This is a genomic window from Brevibacterium sp. JSBI002, assembly GCF_026013965.1.
Taxonomy (GTDB): Bacteria; Actinomycetota; Actinomycetes; order Actinomycetales; family Brevibacteriaceae; genus Brevibacterium.
The window spans coordinates 3,653,583-3,668,953 of the sequence record NZ_CP110341.1; the positions used below are offsets into that span (position 1 = coordinate 3,653,583).

The 15,371-nt window shown below is 65.7% G+C and carries 13 protein-coding genes; 4 read left to right on the plus strand and 9 right to left on the minus strand.

What is annotated here, in order from left to right; translation table 11 throughout:
- Window positions 1-26: 26 nt before the first annotated feature.
- Together LJ362_RS16470 and LJ362_RS16475 are read right to left on the minus strand one after the other, a co-directional pair.
- Window positions 27-1,382 carry a D-serine ammonia-lyase gene (locus tag LJ362_RS16470; RefSeq protein WP_264800087.1) on the minus strand — a complete coding sequence of 452 codons (1,356 nt, stop codon included), beginning with the start codon at window positions 1,380-1,382 and terminating at the stop codon, window positions 27-29.
- 31 nt (window positions 1,383-1,413) lie between these two features.
- Window positions 1,414-2,394 carry an ABC transporter substrate-binding protein gene (locus tag LJ362_RS16475; RefSeq protein WP_264800088.1) on the minus strand — a complete coding sequence of 327 codons (981 nt, stop codon included), beginning with the start codon at window positions 2,392-2,394 and terminating at the stop codon, window positions 1,414-1,416.
- Between the two features lie 274 nt (window positions 2,395-2,668).
- Between LJ362_RS16475 and LJ362_RS16480 the strand changes: the two genes are divergently transcribed.
- Complete coding sequence (locus LJ362_RS16480; RefSeq protein ID WP_264800089.1) at window positions 2,669-3,682, plus strand: siderophore-interacting protein; 1,014 nt, start codon at window positions 2,669-2,671, stop codon at window positions 3,680-3,682.
- A gap of 49 nt (window positions 3,683-3,731) precedes the next feature.
- Here LJ362_RS16480 and LJ362_RS16485 read toward each other — a convergent pair whose 3' ends face one another.
- The 3 genes from LJ362_RS16485 to LJ362_RS16495 all read right to left on the minus strand — a co-directional run bounded on the left by LJ362_RS16485 (window position 3,732) and on the right by LJ362_RS16495 (window position 8,032).
- A complete protein-coding gene (locus tag LJ362_RS16485) occupies window positions 3,732-5,147 on the minus strand; it encodes an FAD-binding oxidoreductase (protein WP_264800090.1) in 1,416 nt (471 codons plus the stop codon).
- Window positions 5,148-5,173: 26 nt separating this feature from the next.
- On the minus strand, window positions 5,174-6,520 hold the full coding sequence (locus tag LJ362_RS16490) for an MFS transporter (RefSeq protein ID WP_264800091.1): 1,347 nt from the start codon (window positions 6,518-6,520) through the stop codon (window positions 5,174-5,176).
- 294 nt (window positions 6,521-6,814) lie between these two features.
- Window positions 6,815-8,032 carry a PucR family transcriptional regulator gene (locus tag LJ362_RS16495; protein ID WP_264800092.1) on the minus strand — a complete coding sequence of 406 codons (1,218 nt, stop codon included), beginning with the start codon at window positions 8,030-8,032 and terminating at the stop codon, window positions 6,815-6,817.
- 190 nt (window positions 8,033-8,222) lie between these two features.
- On the opposite strand from LJ362_RS16495, the gene LJ362_RS16500 reads away from it, so the two are divergent.
- The 3 genes from LJ362_RS16500 (at window position 8,223) to LJ362_RS16510 (ending at window position 12,788) form a co-directional block, all read left to right on the plus strand.
- Window positions 8,223-9,554, plus strand: coding sequence for an MFS transporter (locus LJ362_RS16500; RefSeq protein WP_264800093.1), 1,332 nt, complete (start codon window positions 8,223-8,225; stop codon window positions 9,552-9,554).
- An 88-nt stretch (window positions 9,555-9,642) separates the two neighbouring features.
- Window positions 9,643-11,403, plus strand: coding sequence for a thiamine pyrophosphate-dependent enzyme (locus tag LJ362_RS16505; RefSeq protein WP_264800094.1), 1,761 nt, complete (start codon window positions 9,643-9,645; stop codon window positions 11,401-11,403).
- A gap of 116 nt (window positions 11,404-11,519) precedes the next feature.
- The gene (locus LJ362_RS16510; RefSeq protein WP_264800095.1) at window positions 11,520-12,788 is read left to right on the plus strand and encodes a M20 family metallo-hydrolase; all 1,269 of its coding nucleotides are present in this window, start codon (window positions 11,520-11,522) and stop codon (window positions 12,786-12,788) included.
- A gap of 12 nt (window positions 12,789-12,800) precedes the next feature.
- Here LJ362_RS16510 and LJ362_RS16515 read toward each other — a convergent pair whose 3' ends face one another.
- The 4 genes from LJ362_RS16515 to LJ362_RS16530 all read right to left on the minus strand — a co-directional run bounded on the left by LJ362_RS16515 (window position 12,801) and on the right by LJ362_RS16530 (window position 15,331).
- Entirely contained in the window at window positions 12,801-13,211 is a 411-nt protein-coding gene (locus LJ362_RS16515) for a type II toxin-antitoxin system VapC family toxin (protein ID WP_264800096.1), read from the minus strand.
- On the minus strand, window positions 13,208-13,453 hold the full coding sequence (locus LJ362_RS16520; protein ID WP_264800097.1) for a type II toxin-antitoxin system prevent-host-death family antitoxin: 246 nt from the start codon (window positions 13,451-13,453) through the stop codon (window positions 13,208-13,210). The genes LJ362_RS16515 and LJ362_RS16520 overlap by 4 nt, the downstream gene beginning before the upstream one ends.
- A gap of 106 nt (window positions 13,454-13,559) precedes the next feature.
- Window positions 13,560-14,129: a hypothetical protein gene (locus tag LJ362_RS16525; RefSeq protein WP_264800098.1), complete on the minus strand. Its 570-nt coding sequence runs from the start codon at window positions 14,127-14,129 to the stop codon at window positions 13,560-13,562.
- A 611-nt stretch (window positions 14,130-14,740) separates the two neighbouring features.
- On the minus strand, window positions 14,741-15,331 hold the full coding sequence (locus LJ362_RS16530; RefSeq protein WP_264800099.1) for a C40 family peptidase: 591 nt from the start codon (window positions 15,329-15,331) through the stop codon (window positions 14,741-14,743).
- Between the last annotated feature and the right edge of the window lie 40 nt (window positions 15,332-15,371).

Below are 15,371 nucleotides of genomic sequence, written 5' to 3' on the forward strand. Positions count from 1 at the left end.
GGCGTGGCCCGACCGGGTCACGCCGTTCAGTCGGTGAAGATCGCCGAGGCGGTGCTGCTGATCCGGTCCACGAGCCCTCGTCCTTCGTCGAGGTAGGCGGCACGTTCGTCGGCGGGGACCATCGCCCCACCGGTGAGCCACACCAGGTGGACGCCCGCGGAAGTTTCGCCCGTTGCAGTTCCCATCCGCCACGGAATGGTCAGCCCGGCGGTTGCCGAGGGTTCGACATCGACGCCTTCGGTCTCGTGGAGCACGCCGACTCCGGCCCGGATGACCTCGTCGGGGACCGTGGCGAAACCGGAGATGAGCGGCCCGATCGTCGGTCCGATGAAGCGTGAGGGTCGGGCGACTGCCAGTCCGTCGGCGGCGGTGGCTCCGGTCAGGCCGATGTCCTGCACGGAGATGCCGCTGTGCCGACCGGTGCGCACGCCGAGGAACATCGCCGGTGCCTGGCTCGGTTCGACGAAGACGCAGCGCACCGCAGGGCCGAAGACCCGCTTCAGCCCGAAGGTCACTCCCCCGGGACCGCCTCCGATTCCGCACGGCAGGTAGACGGTGAGCGGATTCTGCTCGTCGATGGTCACTCCGGCGGCGGCGAACTGCTGCTGGAGACGCAGGGCTGCCACCGAATATCCGGCGAAGAGGCTCACGGAGTCCTCGTCGTCGACGAAGTGCGTGTTCTCGTCGGCTTCTGCCGAGGCTCGTCCAGCTTCGACGGCTTCGACGAAGTCGCCGGCGTGTTCGATGACGCCGACCCCGTGGTCGCGCAGCATCGTCTTCTTCCATTCGCGGGCATCGGCGGACATATGCACCGAGGCGGCAAAGCCGAGGCGAGCGCTCAGGATCCCGATCGACAGTCCGAGGTTGCCGGTCGAGCCCACGACGATGCGGTGGTTCGCAGCGATCTCACTGAACCGACGACTCGAATAGGCGGCGGGATCATGAGCGTCGACTCCATGCTCGGCGGCGATCGCCTCGGCGAATTCGAGCACCTCGTGGAAGCCGCCGCGGGCCTTGATCGACCCGCTCACCGGCAGGGAGTCGTCGCGCTTGAGCCACAGCTGTCCGGTGATTTCGGACCCGAACAGATCAACGAGGCGATGCTGCGCCGCCGGCGCCGGGACCAGGGCCGATTCGATCATTCCGCCGTCGGTTTCGGGGAACGCCGACGCGAGCTCGGCCGGAACGGTCGCCGTCTCGGGGAAGGTCGTCGCGAACCAGGAGGCGAAGCGGTCGAACCGGGCCGCCGCGGAATCCATGACCTCGCCGAATTCGGGCAGGGCCGCCTCGGTGCCGGTGGAGCGGAGCCACGTGGTCGGGGCACCCGATGCCAGGGATCGGATGATCTCGTCGGTGCTGAGTTCGTCAGGCAGGTCGGTCATGTACCGATCGTAGCCCGGCAGGGTGCGGGCCTCAGTTCCCCACGATCTTCTTCGCGGAGTCGAGGACGTCGGCGAGTTCGTTCAGCCATTTCGCGTAGCCGTCATAGGTATAGGCACGTTTGTCGTCCCAGGTGCCGAGCTGGTCCTCCCTGACAGCGGGCAGGCTCTTGTACACCGGGTTGTCCTCGTAGTCGGTCGAGGCGTCGTGGCCGAGGACGACGTCGGCCGGGTAGTCCGACATCTTCTCCCAGGAGACTTCGGCCCAACTGCTCTCTCCGGTGGCGTCGGGACCGACGAGGGTGAGCCCGTCCTCGCTGAGCATCTCGGCGATGCCCAAGGAGTTCGAGGTGTAGTTGATCTCGGCAGTGAAGTTCGCCAGCAACACTGTCAGTTCGTTCTGCTTCTTCGCCACGCCGCGGATGCGAGCCCGGGCGTCGTCGAAGGCCTTCCGCTTGTCCGCGATGGCGCCGGTGTCCGTGTCCTTGCCCAATGCCTTCGCGATGGCCGCATACTGAGCGAACATCGCGTCGGGGCTCTGCCCGCCGAGTTTGACGGGGACGAAGGGCACGAGCTCACTGACCTGGCCTTTCACCTTCTCGTCCCACCAGGTCCACCCGTCGCCGGCCTCATTGCCGTAGGCGACGAGGACGTCCGGCTCGGCGACCGCGAGAGCTTCGATGTCGAGTTCCATATCGGTGCCGACGACCTCGACGCCTTCTTGGTCAAAGGCCTTACCCGGGGATTCGTTCTGGCCGAAGCCGAAGACCGCGACCGGCGTAATGCCGTACTGCGCGAGACCGGCCGCCGAATAGAAGTCCGCGGCGATGCGCTTCGCCGGACGGTCGAGTTCGATCGTCAGTCCGTCATAGCCCTCCGGCGAATACGTGAAGTTCGGGATGCCGTCCGCGGCACCGGAAGCACCGCTTCCCGCCTCACCGTCGGTCTCAGATCGACAGGCAACGAGGGCGAACGGGGCGAGAACGGACAGGGCAAGGAGCTGACGACGACGCATCGAGGGCCTTTCCGTGGGCGTCCCCGCAGGGACGTTTGGACGTGGAGGTACGGCGAAAGTGCTGGTCAGAGTGCTGTGAATTGCTGGACTTGCTGCGGACTTCTGCAGTGAGGCCGGAACCACCTTAGCACTATTTGGAAAGGCTAGCCTTACTAAATTAGGGTAGAGTATCGTTGCGGATGTTCCGACATCACGACAGCTGCACACACGAACACAACGCGTCCCGCGGGGACGACCTCACGACCGCTGGCCGTGGGGATGCGAAGGAGAATCAGTGTCACGAGCCCCCATCGGTGCCTTCGAAGCAGAGGTCCTCGCCGTCGAAGATCTCAGCCCGTCCTTCCGCCGGGTGACGTTCGGTGGTGCCGGACTGGCGGACTTCGGCCCGAACACACACCCGCTCGACCTGCGGATCAAACTCGTCATCCCACCGCTGCAGGCAGCCGCACCGCAGTTCGATCTGCCCGCTTTCCTCCACGAGCAGGAAGCCGCCGGAGTCTCCTGGTACCAGGCCTGGCTGCAGGTCGATCCCGCCAAGCGCGGAGCGATGCGCACCTACACCGTGCGGGAATGGAACGATGCCGAGCGTCGACTCGTCATCGACATGGTCCTCCATACCGATGAACATGGCCATTCGGGTCCTGCCGCCCAGTGGGCCGAATTCGCCGAGGTGGGACACCGTCTCCATATCATCGGACCTTCCCGCGCCTCGGAGACGCCGTGCGCCGGGATCGAATTCGCCCCCGGCGATGCTCACCAGATCCTGCTCGCCGGCGACGAGACGGCTGTGCCCGCCATCGCCTCGATCCTCGATTCACTCAAGGACAGCCAGGCGCAGGGCAAGGCCGTTCTCGAAGTCCCGAGCGCCGAGGACATCATCGACATCACCGCTCCCACCGGCTTCGAGATCGAATGGCTGCCACGCGGGGAGGCCGACTTCGGTCAGCTCCTCGAACCTGCCGTCCGCGAGGCGGTGCGGTCGGAGACCCGGATCCCCGTCGGAGCCGGACCGGCAGGGTCGGCCGGCGGGCCGGATGGTCAGGTCCGGGAACTCGACGATGTCAACATCGACGAAGAGATCCTCTGGGACGTTCCCGCGGCCCTCACCGAGGCGGCTCAAGGCAGTTCGAGTGCCACGGAGAAGGACGACCGTCCCTTCTATGCCTGGATCGCCGGAGAGGCAGGACCGGTCAAGCGTCTGCGTCGCTATCTCGTCCAGGAAGTCGGAGTCGACCGCAAGCAGATCGCGTTCATGGGCTACTGGCGTCAGGGCAAAGCCGAAGGCTGAGAATGGGCAGCGCCGCCTACTGACAGCGCTGCCAACAGGCCGACTAGCCTCAGATCTCGGCGAGCATCTTCCCCGGGTTGAGGATGCCCAGCGGGTCGAGCGCTTCTTTCACGGCTCGCTGGATCCGCTTCGACCCTTCATCGAGTTCGTTCGCCAGCCATGTGCGCTTGAGGAAACCGACTCCGTGCTCACCGGTGATCGTCCCGCCGAGCTCGATGCCGACGCGCATGATCTCCGCGAACACTTCTTCAGCCTTCGCTGTCTCCGCCTCATCGGAGGAGTCGAAGAAGATCGACGGGTGCATATTGCCATCACCGGCGTGGGCGACGAGGGCGATCTCGAGACCGGACGATGCCCGCAGCTCGGTGAGCCAGTCACAGAACTCCGGCACGGCCGTCCGCGGCAGGCACACATCGTCGAGCAGCTGACCGCCGCCGTGGGCGTGCGCGAACTTCTCATATGCCGGCTGGATCATCCGCCGCGCGGTGATGAAGGCCGCCGAGTCGCTCGGATCGTCCGAGTACGCAACGTCGAGGGCACCGCAGCGTTCGGCCACCTCGGCGAAGGTCGACATCGCTGCCTCCGCATCGGTCGGGTTGTCGTCGACCTGCATGATGAGCATCGCGCCGGCGTCGCTGTCGAGGCCGAAGTCGCCGTAGTCGTTGAGCATGCGCAGAGAGGATCCGTCGAGGAATTCGAAGAGGCTCGGCACTCCGCCGTCGGCCATGAAGTCGGCGACGGTCTGCAGTCCGCTGCGCTCATCCGGAAAGGTCGCGATCGCGGTGAACGGATCGGGCAGGGCGGGCACGAGGCGCAGGGTCGCCTCGACGACGATGCCCAAGGTACCTTCGGAGCCGACGAAGAGGTGGCGCATATCGAGCCCGGCCACGCCCTTGGCCGTCTGCGGGCCGAGCGTGGTGAGCGTTCCGTCCGCCAGAACGACCTTGAGTGACCGGACATAATCCCTGGTCACACCGTATTTCACGCAGCACAGTCCGCCGGCGTTCGTGGCGATGTTTCCACCGATGGACGACAGTGCCACCGAGCCGGGGTCCGGCGGATAGGACAGCCCGAACGGGGCGAGATGGTCCTTGAGGTCCTGGTTGATGATGCCCGGTTGGACGGTGACGAGGCGTTCGGCCTCGTTGACGGCCACGACGTCCTTCATCTTCGACACGTTGAGCAGGATCGCGCCTGGTGAGGCGTTCGCTCCTCCTGAGATCCCGGACCGGGCCCCCTGCGGGACGACCGGGATCCGATGCGCGGTGGCGAACCGCATGACCTCTTGGACGTCTTCCACCGAGGCGGCCCTGACCAGGGCGATCGCCCCTTCCCGCGGACAGAACAGGGCTTCGTCGCTGGAGTGGGCGTCGATGACATCGGGGTCCGTGGTCAGCGCGCCCGGGCTCAGTCGGGCGATGAGGTCGGTGAACTGGGCGGTTTCCGACGGTGTGGCAGTGGACAAGGAGGCTCCTCAGTTCGACGGGGTTTTCACACTATCGGGTGCGGGCGCCGCCTTGAGGATGAGGGTGACGATTCCGGCGGCGACCATGACGGCTCCGACGACCCACATGCCCGCGTTCTGAGTGCCGGTGAGGTCAGCGAGCCAACCGGTGATGTAGGGGGCGAAGAACCCGGACGAGTTGCCCAGCGAGTTGATGAGCGCCAGACCTGCAGCGGCACGGCGCCGGCGAGGAAGGTCTGCGGCAGGGGCCAGAACGTCGGCAGGGCCGCACAGATGGCCATGCAGGTGATCGTCACGGCGATCATCGTGGTGAATGGCGAGGAGAGGTAGAGGGCGATCGGGATCGTGACTCCGCCGATGAACAGCGGCAGGGCCACGTGCCAGACTCGTTCGCCGGTGCGGTCGCCGTGGCGAGACCAGAAGTACATGGCGACGGCACCGAAGAGGTAAGGAATGGCGGTGATGAAGCCGATCTCGACGATCGAGTATTCGACGCCGAAGGTCTCCTGGAAACCGGATATGATCGTCGGCAGGAAGAAGCTCATGGCGTAGAGGCCGTAGACCATGCCGAAGTAGACGAAGGACAGCGCCCACACGCGTGGCTGCAGCAGGGAGCGGCGGACCGGGTAGTGGAAGGTCTCTTCCTTGCTCTTCTCCTCGGCATCCATCGTGGACTGCAGCCAGTTGCGCTCTTCGGCACTCAGCCACTTCGCGTCGCGTGGGTGATCGGTGAGGTAGAAGATGCACATGATGCCCAGCAGAACCGCGGGCACACCTTCGATGATGAACATGAAGCGCCAGCCCGCGAAGTTCTCGAAGATCGCGTTTCCGCTGGAGATCAGCCACGATGACACGGGAGTGCCGACGACGCTGGACATCGGGATGGCGAGCATGAACAGGGCAGTCGCCCGGGCGCGCATCGAGGTCGGGAACCAGTACGTGAGGTAGAGGATGACACCGGGGAAGAATCCCGCCTCGGCGACACCGAGGAGGAACCGCAGCACGTAGAGCCAGAAGTGGTTGAGCACGAACGCCATGGCAGCGGCCACGACACCCCAGCTGATGAGGATGCGGGCGAGCCAGATGCGAGCACCGAACTTGTGCAGCGCCAGGTTCGAGGGCACCTCGAGGATGAGGTAGCCGAAGAAGAAGATGCCGGCGGCGAACCCGAACTGGGTCGCCGTCATCGCGAGGTCTTCATTCATTCCGCCGGGTCCGGCGATGCCGAGGTTCGTCCGGTCGAGGTAGTTGATGAAGTACATCGCGATGATGAACGGGATGAGGCGGATGAGGACCTTGCGCAGGGTCCTCTTCTCGAGAGCCGAATTGGCGGGAGTCTGGCCGCTGGTCGGCGGGCTCACCTCGGATGACATGGGATCTCCTTCGATCTGGCCGGGCCACGGTGGTGGCACAGTGGTCTCACTCTGCTGGCATGGGATGCGCCGCGGATTAGGGTCGTCGGCGCATGATGAAAACACATTACGACAGCCGGGGCGACGGGCCTAGCGTTCGCGGCAAAAGTACCGAATGGCGGGACACGACGCGGTGCCGGACCCACAGCTGACTGCACAACAGCTGGTTCAACGTGCAGGCGCACCACGCAGATGCTGCGCAAACACACTTTGAAGCAGTTGTTACGCCATAACCTCTTTGTCAGCGGCGCCGGATCACGCCCAACCGACGACGAGGCGGGCCGCCTCGGCGGGGATCATCGGGTCGACTCCGGTGAGGTCGGCGAAGCGCCGCAGACGATTCGCCACGGTATTGCGGTGGCAGAACAGAGCAGTCGCCGAATCTCCGATGCTGCCCGACGCCAGATAGGCGCACACCGCCTCGACGAGGCGCTCCCGTTCGACCGGACCGCAGGCGGCAAGCGCCGACTCGACATCGGCGAGGATCGGATTGCCCGCGGCATTGAGCGACCGCGCAGCCAACCTGGCCCACCCGCGCCTCCACGTCATCGCAGACGTCTCATCAGGGGCGATGACATCGGCAAGGTCACGGGCCGTCAGCGCCGACCGCCGCAGGGTCCCGATCCCTTCGGCACGGACATACCCCACCCGTGCCTCGGTGATCTTGCCGGCGAGCGCCGCTGACATCTGACCGGCTCCGCCCCCTCGCATCGAAACAGATGGATCCGCCCCGCTCCCACTCACCTGCGTGAACGCAATGAGAACCTCGCCGAGGTGGTACGTGAACATGGTCCCACCCGCGCGGACATGATCGGAGATGATCACCCGCAGCGCCCGGACATCGTCCCCGGTGGCGGCGATGACGAGCAGCGGAGAGTCGACATCGAGACCGAGCCCGGTCGCGATCCTCGACAGACGCTCAGCGGTGGGATCGGGATCATCGAAGAGGCTTGCAATGAGGCCCGCATGCACCGAATCCTCTTCCGCGCGCATCCGCGTGCGCTCGGCGGTGTATGCCTGTTGGACCTGCGAGACGTACTCGTCGACGGTGGATAAGACGATGCCCGTGTGGCGGATGACCAGCTCCGCGTCGTCCTGACTCGCCACACGGGTGAGCACCTCCCAGAGCACATTGAAATCGTGGCGGATCGCGGTCATCAGCGCCTCAAGCGGAATTCCAGCCCGCGCCCGCGACACCCCGACCTCGGTCGACACCGCCACTGGCGCGTCGAAACCCCCGGCTCGCAGTCCCTCGATGAGGGTGGAGAACGAGAGCCGGCCGGTCCGGCGCAGCTCCGAGACCGGAATCGGTGCGGGATCGTAGCCGGAGACCGTGACGACACGGGTCATGAACCGCTCGGTCAGTTCGTCGAGATCGAGAGCGTCGAGGAGCTCAAGCCACCGGCGTTCGTCTCCGGGCTCCGGACGGTCCCGAAGCTGACGTGTGCCCGCAATTCCATCCTGTTCATCCATCACACGCTCCAGAATATGTGCATCTGCACAAGCACTGCCCACTTTTCGGCGACAAATGCGCCTGGAAAATGACTTGTGACACTCGGTAAGGTCGATACCTGCCGGTCGAACCAAACCATCGACCGCTGCACCACCCGTACCCGGACTCGGCCGACCAGGCCCAGGTCCCCGGACTCGACGGAGAGAATCCATGAGCGAGCAGAACATCACGGCGTCCGCCGAGCTCAACGCCACGACGGAACTGAGCATCAAGGACGCGAACAAGGTCGCCGCCGGCGCCCTGATCGGCACCGCCCTCGAGTGGTACGACTTCTTCCTCTTCTCGGCAGCGGCCGCTCTGGTCTTCAACGTCCAGTACTTCACCAGCGAAAACGCCACGGCCGCCGCCATGGCCTCCTTCGCCACCTTCGGTGTCGGGCTGGCCGCTCGTCCCATCGGCGGTCTGATCTTCGGCCGCATGGGCGACAAGATCGGCCGCCGCAAGGTCCTGCTCATCACGATCATCGGCATCGGCGTCGTCACCGGTCTCATCGGCCTCCTGCCGACCTATGCGGCGATCGGCTTCGCCGCCCCCGCCCTGCTCGTGCTCCTGCGCATCCTCCAGGGTCTCTTCGTCGGCGGCGAATGGTCGGGCGCAATGACCCTCGTCGTCGAGAACGCCCCGCTCCACCTGCGTGCCCGTTATGCCGCGATCCCGCAGATCGGCTCCCCGATCGGCACGATCCTGTCCTCCGGCGGCTTCTTCATCATGACCTTGGTGTTCTCGCAGGACAGCTTCGACTCGTTCGGCTGGAGGATCCCCTTCCTCGTGGCCCTGCCGCTCCTCGTCGTCGCCGTCTACCTCCGCTCCCGCCTCGAGGAGTCCCCGGTCTTCCGTCAGCTCGAAGAGTCCGGCGAGGTCGAGAAGAGCCCCATCCGCACCACCTTCCGCGACTCTTGGAAGCAGATCATCATCGGCATGGCCGCGGCTCTGCTCGGCGTCGGCGGCTTCTACCTCGTCACCGCATTCTGCGTCTGGTACGGCGTCAACGTCCTCGGCTACGACGATTCGCTCCTTCTGCTCGGCAGCATGGTCGCCGCAGCCGTCGAGATCCTCGCCCTGATCTGGGGCGGTGCCCTGGGCACGAAGTTCGGAGCCTCGAAGGTCATCTTCTGGGGCGGAATCGCCTCGGCGGTCGTCGCCGTTCCCGCGTTCTTCATGTTCGAGTCGGGCAACCCGGTCCTCGTCGTCATCGCCATGACCCTGGCCGTGTCCACTCTGTCCCTGCCCTACGCGGCATCGGGCACCGTGCTCACCGGACTGTTCCCCGCCACCACCCGCTACACGGGTGTGGGCATGGCGCAGAACGCCGCAGGCATGCTCTCCGGATTCATCCCGCTGCTCGCCACGAGCTTCGTCGCCTCCGCCGGAGACCACTGGTGGCCGGCCGCCGCAATGCTCGTCTTCCTCTCCCTGTTCACGGCGTTCGCCGGCTTTGTCGCTCCTCGGATGAGCGTCGACCTGCCCGGCTTCAAACACTGAGAACCGCACAGCGCTGAGAACCCAGCGCAGCACCGGGCCGGGAGCCCCGGACCTCACACCGTTCGATCCTCGAAAGGACACCCCCACCATGTCGCGTTCCGCCGGCCACCTCATCGTCGACACCCTGGAGAAAGCAGGCATCGAACGCGTCTACGCGGTCCCCGGCGAGTCCTACCTCGACGTCCTCGACGGGCTGTACGACGCGAACATCGAGACCGTCGTATGCCGGCAGGAGGGCGGTGCCGGGTTCATGGCACTGGCCGAATCCCGGCTGACCGGCCGTCCCGGAATCGCCATGGTCACCCGCGGTCCCGGGGCGGCGAACGCGATGATCTCCGTCCACACCGCCTGGCAGGACGCGACCGCGCTCGTCCTGTTCGTCGGCCTCGTCCCGCTCAACGATCGCTCCCGCGAATCCTTCCAGGAGTTCAGCCTTCCCGAGTGGTTCTCCTCGACGGCGAAGCGCGTGCTCACCATCGATGACGAGGACCGTGCCGGTGAGATCACCGCCGACGCCCTGCGCATCGCCGCATCCGGCCGGCCCGGCCCCGTCGTCGTCGGCCTGCCCGAGGATGTCCTCGTCGGTCTCACCGAGGCCCCGACCCCGACCCTCGCCGAGGTGGCCCCACCGACCCCTGCCCCCGTCGTCATCGATGGCTTGGCTTCGCGGATCGCGGCGGCGAAGCGTCCCGCATTCGTCCTCGGCGGGGATGGGTGGCACAACGGCTGCGGAGCCGAGCTGGCCGGACTGGCCGCCTCGGCGGGGGTGCCGATCTTCTGCGATTGGCGCGCCTACGATGCGATTCCGCATTCCTCGCCGGCGTGGGCGGGTTGGCTCGGCTACGGTCGCGCCGATGCTGTGGCGGCCGGTTTCGCCGAGGCGGACCTCGTCGTCTTCATCGGCTGCACCCGCTCCGATGTCTTAAGCGACGGGTACACGATCGGCTTCGACGCCGAGACCGTTCTCGTCTCCCTCGATATGGAGGCCACCCAGCACGCAGGGCGCATCGATGAGCACATCATCGCCACACCTGACTCCTTCACTCGCGCCCTGACCAGGACCGATGCCGGGAATGCCCGGGACGGACGCCAACTGCGCGGCGGCCGGACGGATGAGTGGATGCAGGGACGTGCCGACGCGCAGTCCCGGTTCGCCGCTCACCGTCCCGACGCCGAGGCGGCAGCGGAGAATCCGGGCCGTGCCGGGGTCGATCTCGGGGTGGCGTTCGGAATTCTCGATGACCGCCTCGGCGGGGATGCGATCCTCACCTTTGGGGCGGGCAATGCGACGATCTGGGGGCACCGGTTCATCCGGCATGAGCGCCCGTCCAGCCTCGTCGGAGCCCGCAATGGGGCGATGGGTCTCGCGGTTCCCGCCGCGGTGGCGGCTTCCCTGGCGTACCCGGAGCGGCATGCGGTCGCGGTCTGCGGCGATGGGGACTTCCTCATGAACGGCCAGGAGATCGCCACGGCCTTCGCCCACGGCGGATCACCGCTCATCATCGTCGTCGACAACGGCGTGTACGGCACGATCGTGTCTCACCAGGAGAATCACTATCCGGGACGCCCCTCGGGCACGCGCATGGTCAACCCGAACTTCGCGGCGTGGATGTCGGCATTCGATCTCGGCAGCTCCGGGGCCGCCTCGGCGAGGGTGTCCGGATCTGTTCCACCGGGAGCAGACGGCACTGCAGTGGGAGCGGGAATGATCGGCCACGGCGAGCGCGTAGAAACGACGGAGGACTTCGGGCCGGCGCTCGACCGAGCCCTTGCCCACGACGGGCCCGCCCTCATCCATGTGCTCATCGATTCGGCGACGATGCCGCCGGCCGCCGACGAAACCTCCTGATCCATCCTGGGTGCCCACCCGGCACCACCGACCTGACACCGGCACCGCCGGCGCCGCACCCCTCCACCCAGCAGTCGCGAACCACCCGCCCGCGACACCTCTCGAAAGGACCCGCTATGACCGTTTCACCCTCTCTGATCAACGCTGATCGCGAGGCCGGTTTCCTCGCCGATTGGGCCGTGCATTCGCGTTTCGGCGCCGTCGAGGGCACGAACGGCGTCGACCGGCAGGCGGCGAGCGCCGCCGATGGCCAGCAGCGGAAATGGTTCGAAGAGCTGCTCGTCAAGCATGGTTTCAGCGTCCATCGGGATGGGATCGGCAATCAGTTCGGGCTCCTCGAGCTCGTGCCCGGTGCCCCGTATGTGCTCACGGGTTCGCATATGGATTCGCAGCCGACGGCAGGCCGTTTCGACGGTGCGTACGGAGTGATGGCCTCGGCGCATGCGTGTTTCGCGATCGCCGATGAGCTGCGGGCGGACCCGTCGAAGGCGAAGTTCAACCTCGCCGTAGTCAACTGGTTCAACGAAGAGGGTTCCCGGTTCAAGCCGTCGATGATGGGATCGAATGTCTTCACCGGCAAGGCCGAGCTCGAAGCGGCCCTGACCACGCGTGATGCTGCGGGAACCACCGTCGCCGAGGCACTCGATGAGTTGGGAGAACGCGGAGACTTCACGGCCCCGGAGATCGCCTCCTACGCGGAGATCCACGTCCAGCAGGGTCGCAGCATGGAAGAGGACGGGGTGACGATCGGGCTGGTCAATGCCACGTGGGCGGCCCACAAGTACGAGTTCAAGGTCACCGGCGCACAGGCGCACAGCGGCTCCACGCTCATGGCCGATCGTCAGGATGCCCTGCTCGGTGCGGCTCGTCTGGTCGTGGCTGCGCGGGAGCTCGTCGACGAATTCGAGCCCGGTGCCCTGCATACTGCGTGCGGTCAGCTCACCGTCTACCCGAATTCTCCGGTCGTCGTCGCCAGCGAGGTCAGCCTGCTGCTCGATCTGCGCTCCCCCAGCGCCGAGGTGATCGCCGCCGCCCATGAGAAGCTCATGGCCACGATCGGCCAGGTCAGCGCCGATGATCGTGTGGAGATCGAGATCGTCGCCGAGCACAGCTGGGATCAGAACCCGTATTCCGAGGACGGGGTCGAACTGGCCCGCACCGCGGCCGATGACTTGGGACTCACCTCGGCGAAGGTGATGACCGTGGCCGGGCACGATTCGACGAATATGAAGGACGAGGTGCCCACCGTCATGCTCTTCATTCCCAGCGTCGACGGGGTCTCACACAGTCTGGCCGAGTTCACGAAGGACGAGGATCTCGTCTCGGGTCTCCAGCACCTCACCGAGGTGGTTCGCCGGCTCGCCGCCGGCGCATTGGCAGAGTGACCGCGAAGGAGGTCAGTCCTCCCAGGGATTGAGCAGCCTGACTCCGGTATTCGCGAAGTCAGCGACGTTCCTCGTCACCAGGGTCAGAGAGTGTGCGAGTGCGGTCCCTGCGATCAGGCTGTCCATGTCGGGCATCGGGTCAGGGACGTGCAATTGCGATGCCTGCACAGCCACTTCGGCATCGACGGCAAGAATTCTGCTGTCGAAGACCTCAGAGACCTGTTCGTCGAACCACTGCCGAAGGACGGATCCAGCGCGTGCGTCCCGCCGCTCTTTCCGTCGGACTCCGACGTCGAGTTCGAGGACCGTAACGGCGCTGATGGCCAGATCGTCGATCCTCTGTGCGGCGATCCAGGGTCCGACGGGAGTCCGGTTGCCGCGGCGAGCGTCACTGATGATGTTGGTGTCGAGCAGATATCTCACAGTTCGGGCACCCGCAGCGATGGCTGAGAACGGTGCGGCAGATCGAGGTCCGAATCATCGTCGTGGATGACGAGGGCATCTCCGACGAGGTCCGATCTGCCGCTGAGTTGATCGTACTCATCGGCAGTCAGCAGAACGTGCGTGCGACGACCATGTTCGGTGATGGTGACCGGTCCGTGTCTGGCTGCACGTTTGGCCGCCGATACGTCCCGGTTGAATTCCCGACTCGACATCGTGGTCATCATCCACCTCCCGAAATGTCACTACTGTAGGTACATTCTATCTCGGGGGTTGTGGTCGAATCCATAGCCAGATGCCGAGTGGACAGGACTCTCGGACCCGCGGTCATCAGTCGATGGAGTCGACGTCCTGGTTTTCGTCGACGAGCTTCTGTGCCAGCGGCTCCCACTTGTCGTAGGCGTCGGGATATCCGGAGTGCTGCACTTCCTGTGCGGCGTCACCGGGGTCGATGTTCTCCCAGTCGGCGATTTGGGTCAGTCCCGGGTTGGCGGTTCCGGAGTCGACCCCGTAGAAGGCTTTCGACGCGTACACGGTGTCGGTGACTTCGTCGGCCGATCCCCAGTTCATCGAGGGACGCTGTTGGAAGGCACCGGCGGAATCGCGGTCGCCGCCGTCGAGGTCGTTGAGGCTCGATTCCTGCAGTGCGGTCATCACGGCGATCGTCTGTGCCTGCTCCGACAGGTCCGCGCCCTTGCCGACGCCGATGATGGTGCGCGCATTGTCGATCTGCTCCTCGCTCAGCTCATCCGGGTCGTCGATCCCTCCGGTCGAGCCGGCGTCGGACTGGGCTGCTTCACCCTCCTGGCTGACGCCTCCGGAGATCGGGTCGGCCGAAGCCGAGGTCGCCGTTGCCAGGGAGACTCCCCCCGCGAGGACGGCGGCGGACAGTGCAGTCACCGCAAGTGTGCGCGCACGTTTCATCTGTTCTCACTTTCTCTTGATCGGGCCCTCGACCCGGTCGGCGACTCCTGGTGCGCGGCACACGTGGTGGGTTCTGCGGCATCTGCCCTGTGGTCGGCACAGGAACACCAATGCAGAAGGTGCCGTGGAATCGCCCCACACAACACTGACGGACCGATGGGCCCCGTTCAATGCAGAGAGACTTCGAGGTGACTTATTCTCGCCGCAACGAATCGTCACGGATCCGTGTGCGTGCGATCAGAGTTCGCTGAACGCCGCGCGGTCACCAGCGGTGCTCTCACCCGCCCGTGACCGGGGTCTCGATCCGCTCGTCGGGCGGTTCGCAGGCGCGAGCCAGGGAAATTTCAGGTGCCGGCGGCGATCGGCGGGTGGGGGTCGATCCTCGGCGATCCTGCACTCCGAGGTAGGCCCTGTGCACTCCGAGGTATGCTCTGTTCCCCGAGGCGGCCCTCCTCGTCACATGCATCGACGCCGCGTCCCATGGGAGGGGCGCGGCGACGATGTGCGTTCAGGTTCGCGACGTACGGTCGGCGGATCGGTGCCGCCGGATCGGCATCGGATCAGTGCCGGATCACGGGCCGTTCAGATCACAGACCGTTCAGGCGGTAGGGGACGAAGCTGTCGTCCTGGTCGTAAGGGTAGGAGACTTCGTGGGCGACCGAACCGAGCGAACCGTTCTCCTCGAGGGCGTGGTAGGCGGTCTTGTCGTCGTTGGCCCAGCCGTTGAAGATCACGACGTGGCCGTTGGCGCCTTCGGTGCCGGGGCCGCCCTTCATCAGGACGTCGCCGGGCTTCAGTTCGTCCTTGTCGATCTTGTGGGAGACATCGGGCAGGGTCACGGTGTTGAGGCTGTCGTCGAGTCCCCAGGCCATCGAGACGAATCCCGAGCAGTCCATGCGGTACTGCTTGCCCTGTGGATCCGGATGGGTGGTGTCCCAGTTGTAGGGCACTCCCTGGTCAACCCAGGTCTGAGCACGGCTGATGATCTCCTCGCGACGATCATCGGCCTGCGCCGAGGCGGTTCTGCCGGATTCTGCCTGTGCGGCAGAGGACTGTGCAGCGGGTGCCTGAACGGCGGGTGTCTGGTCGGCCTGTGCCGGTGCGGTGGCCATCATGGTTCCGCCGGCGAGGATTCCTGCGGTGAGAACGGTGGTCGTGAGTGTGCGCGAAATCGTCATCTTCTCTCCTGATGCTTCTCGTGTGTGCACGTGTGATTTC

Coding starts and splice junctions, on each gene's coding strand:
- LJ362_RS16470 (WP_264800087.1), bottom strand. CDS start 1,382: ATGACCGACCTGCCTGACGAACTCAGCACCGACGAGATCATCCGATCC.
- LJ362_RS16475 (WP_264800088.1), bottom strand. CDS start 2,394: ATGCGTCGTCGTCAGCTCCTTGCCCTGTCCGTTCTCGCCCCGTTCGCC.
- LJ362_RS16490 (WP_264800091.1), bottom strand. CDS start 6,520: ATGTCATCCGAGGTGAGCCCGCCGACCAGCGGCCAGACTCCCGCCAAT.
- LJ362_RS16495 (WP_264800092.1), bottom strand. CDS start 8,032: ATGGATGAACAGGATGGAATTGCGGGCACACGTCAGCTTCGGGACCGT.
- LJ362_RS16500 (WP_264800093.1), top strand. CDS start 8,223: ATGAGCGAGCAGAACATCACGGCGTCCGCCGAGCTCAACGCCACGACG.
- LJ362_RS16505 (WP_264800094.1), top strand. CDS start 9,643: ATGTCGCGTTCCGCCGGCCACCTCATCGTCGACACCCTGGAGAAAGCA.
- LJ362_RS16510 (WP_264800095.1), top strand. CDS start 11,520: ATGACCGTTTCACCCTCTCTGATCAACGCTGATCGCGAGGCCGGTTTC.
- LJ362_RS16520 (WP_264800097.1), bottom strand. CDS start 13,453: ATGACCACGATGTCGAGTCGGGAATTCAACCGGGACGTATCGGCGGCC.
- LJ362_RS16530 (WP_264800099.1), bottom strand. CDS start 15,331: ATGACGATTTCGCGCACACTCACGACCACCGTTCTCACCGCAGGAATC.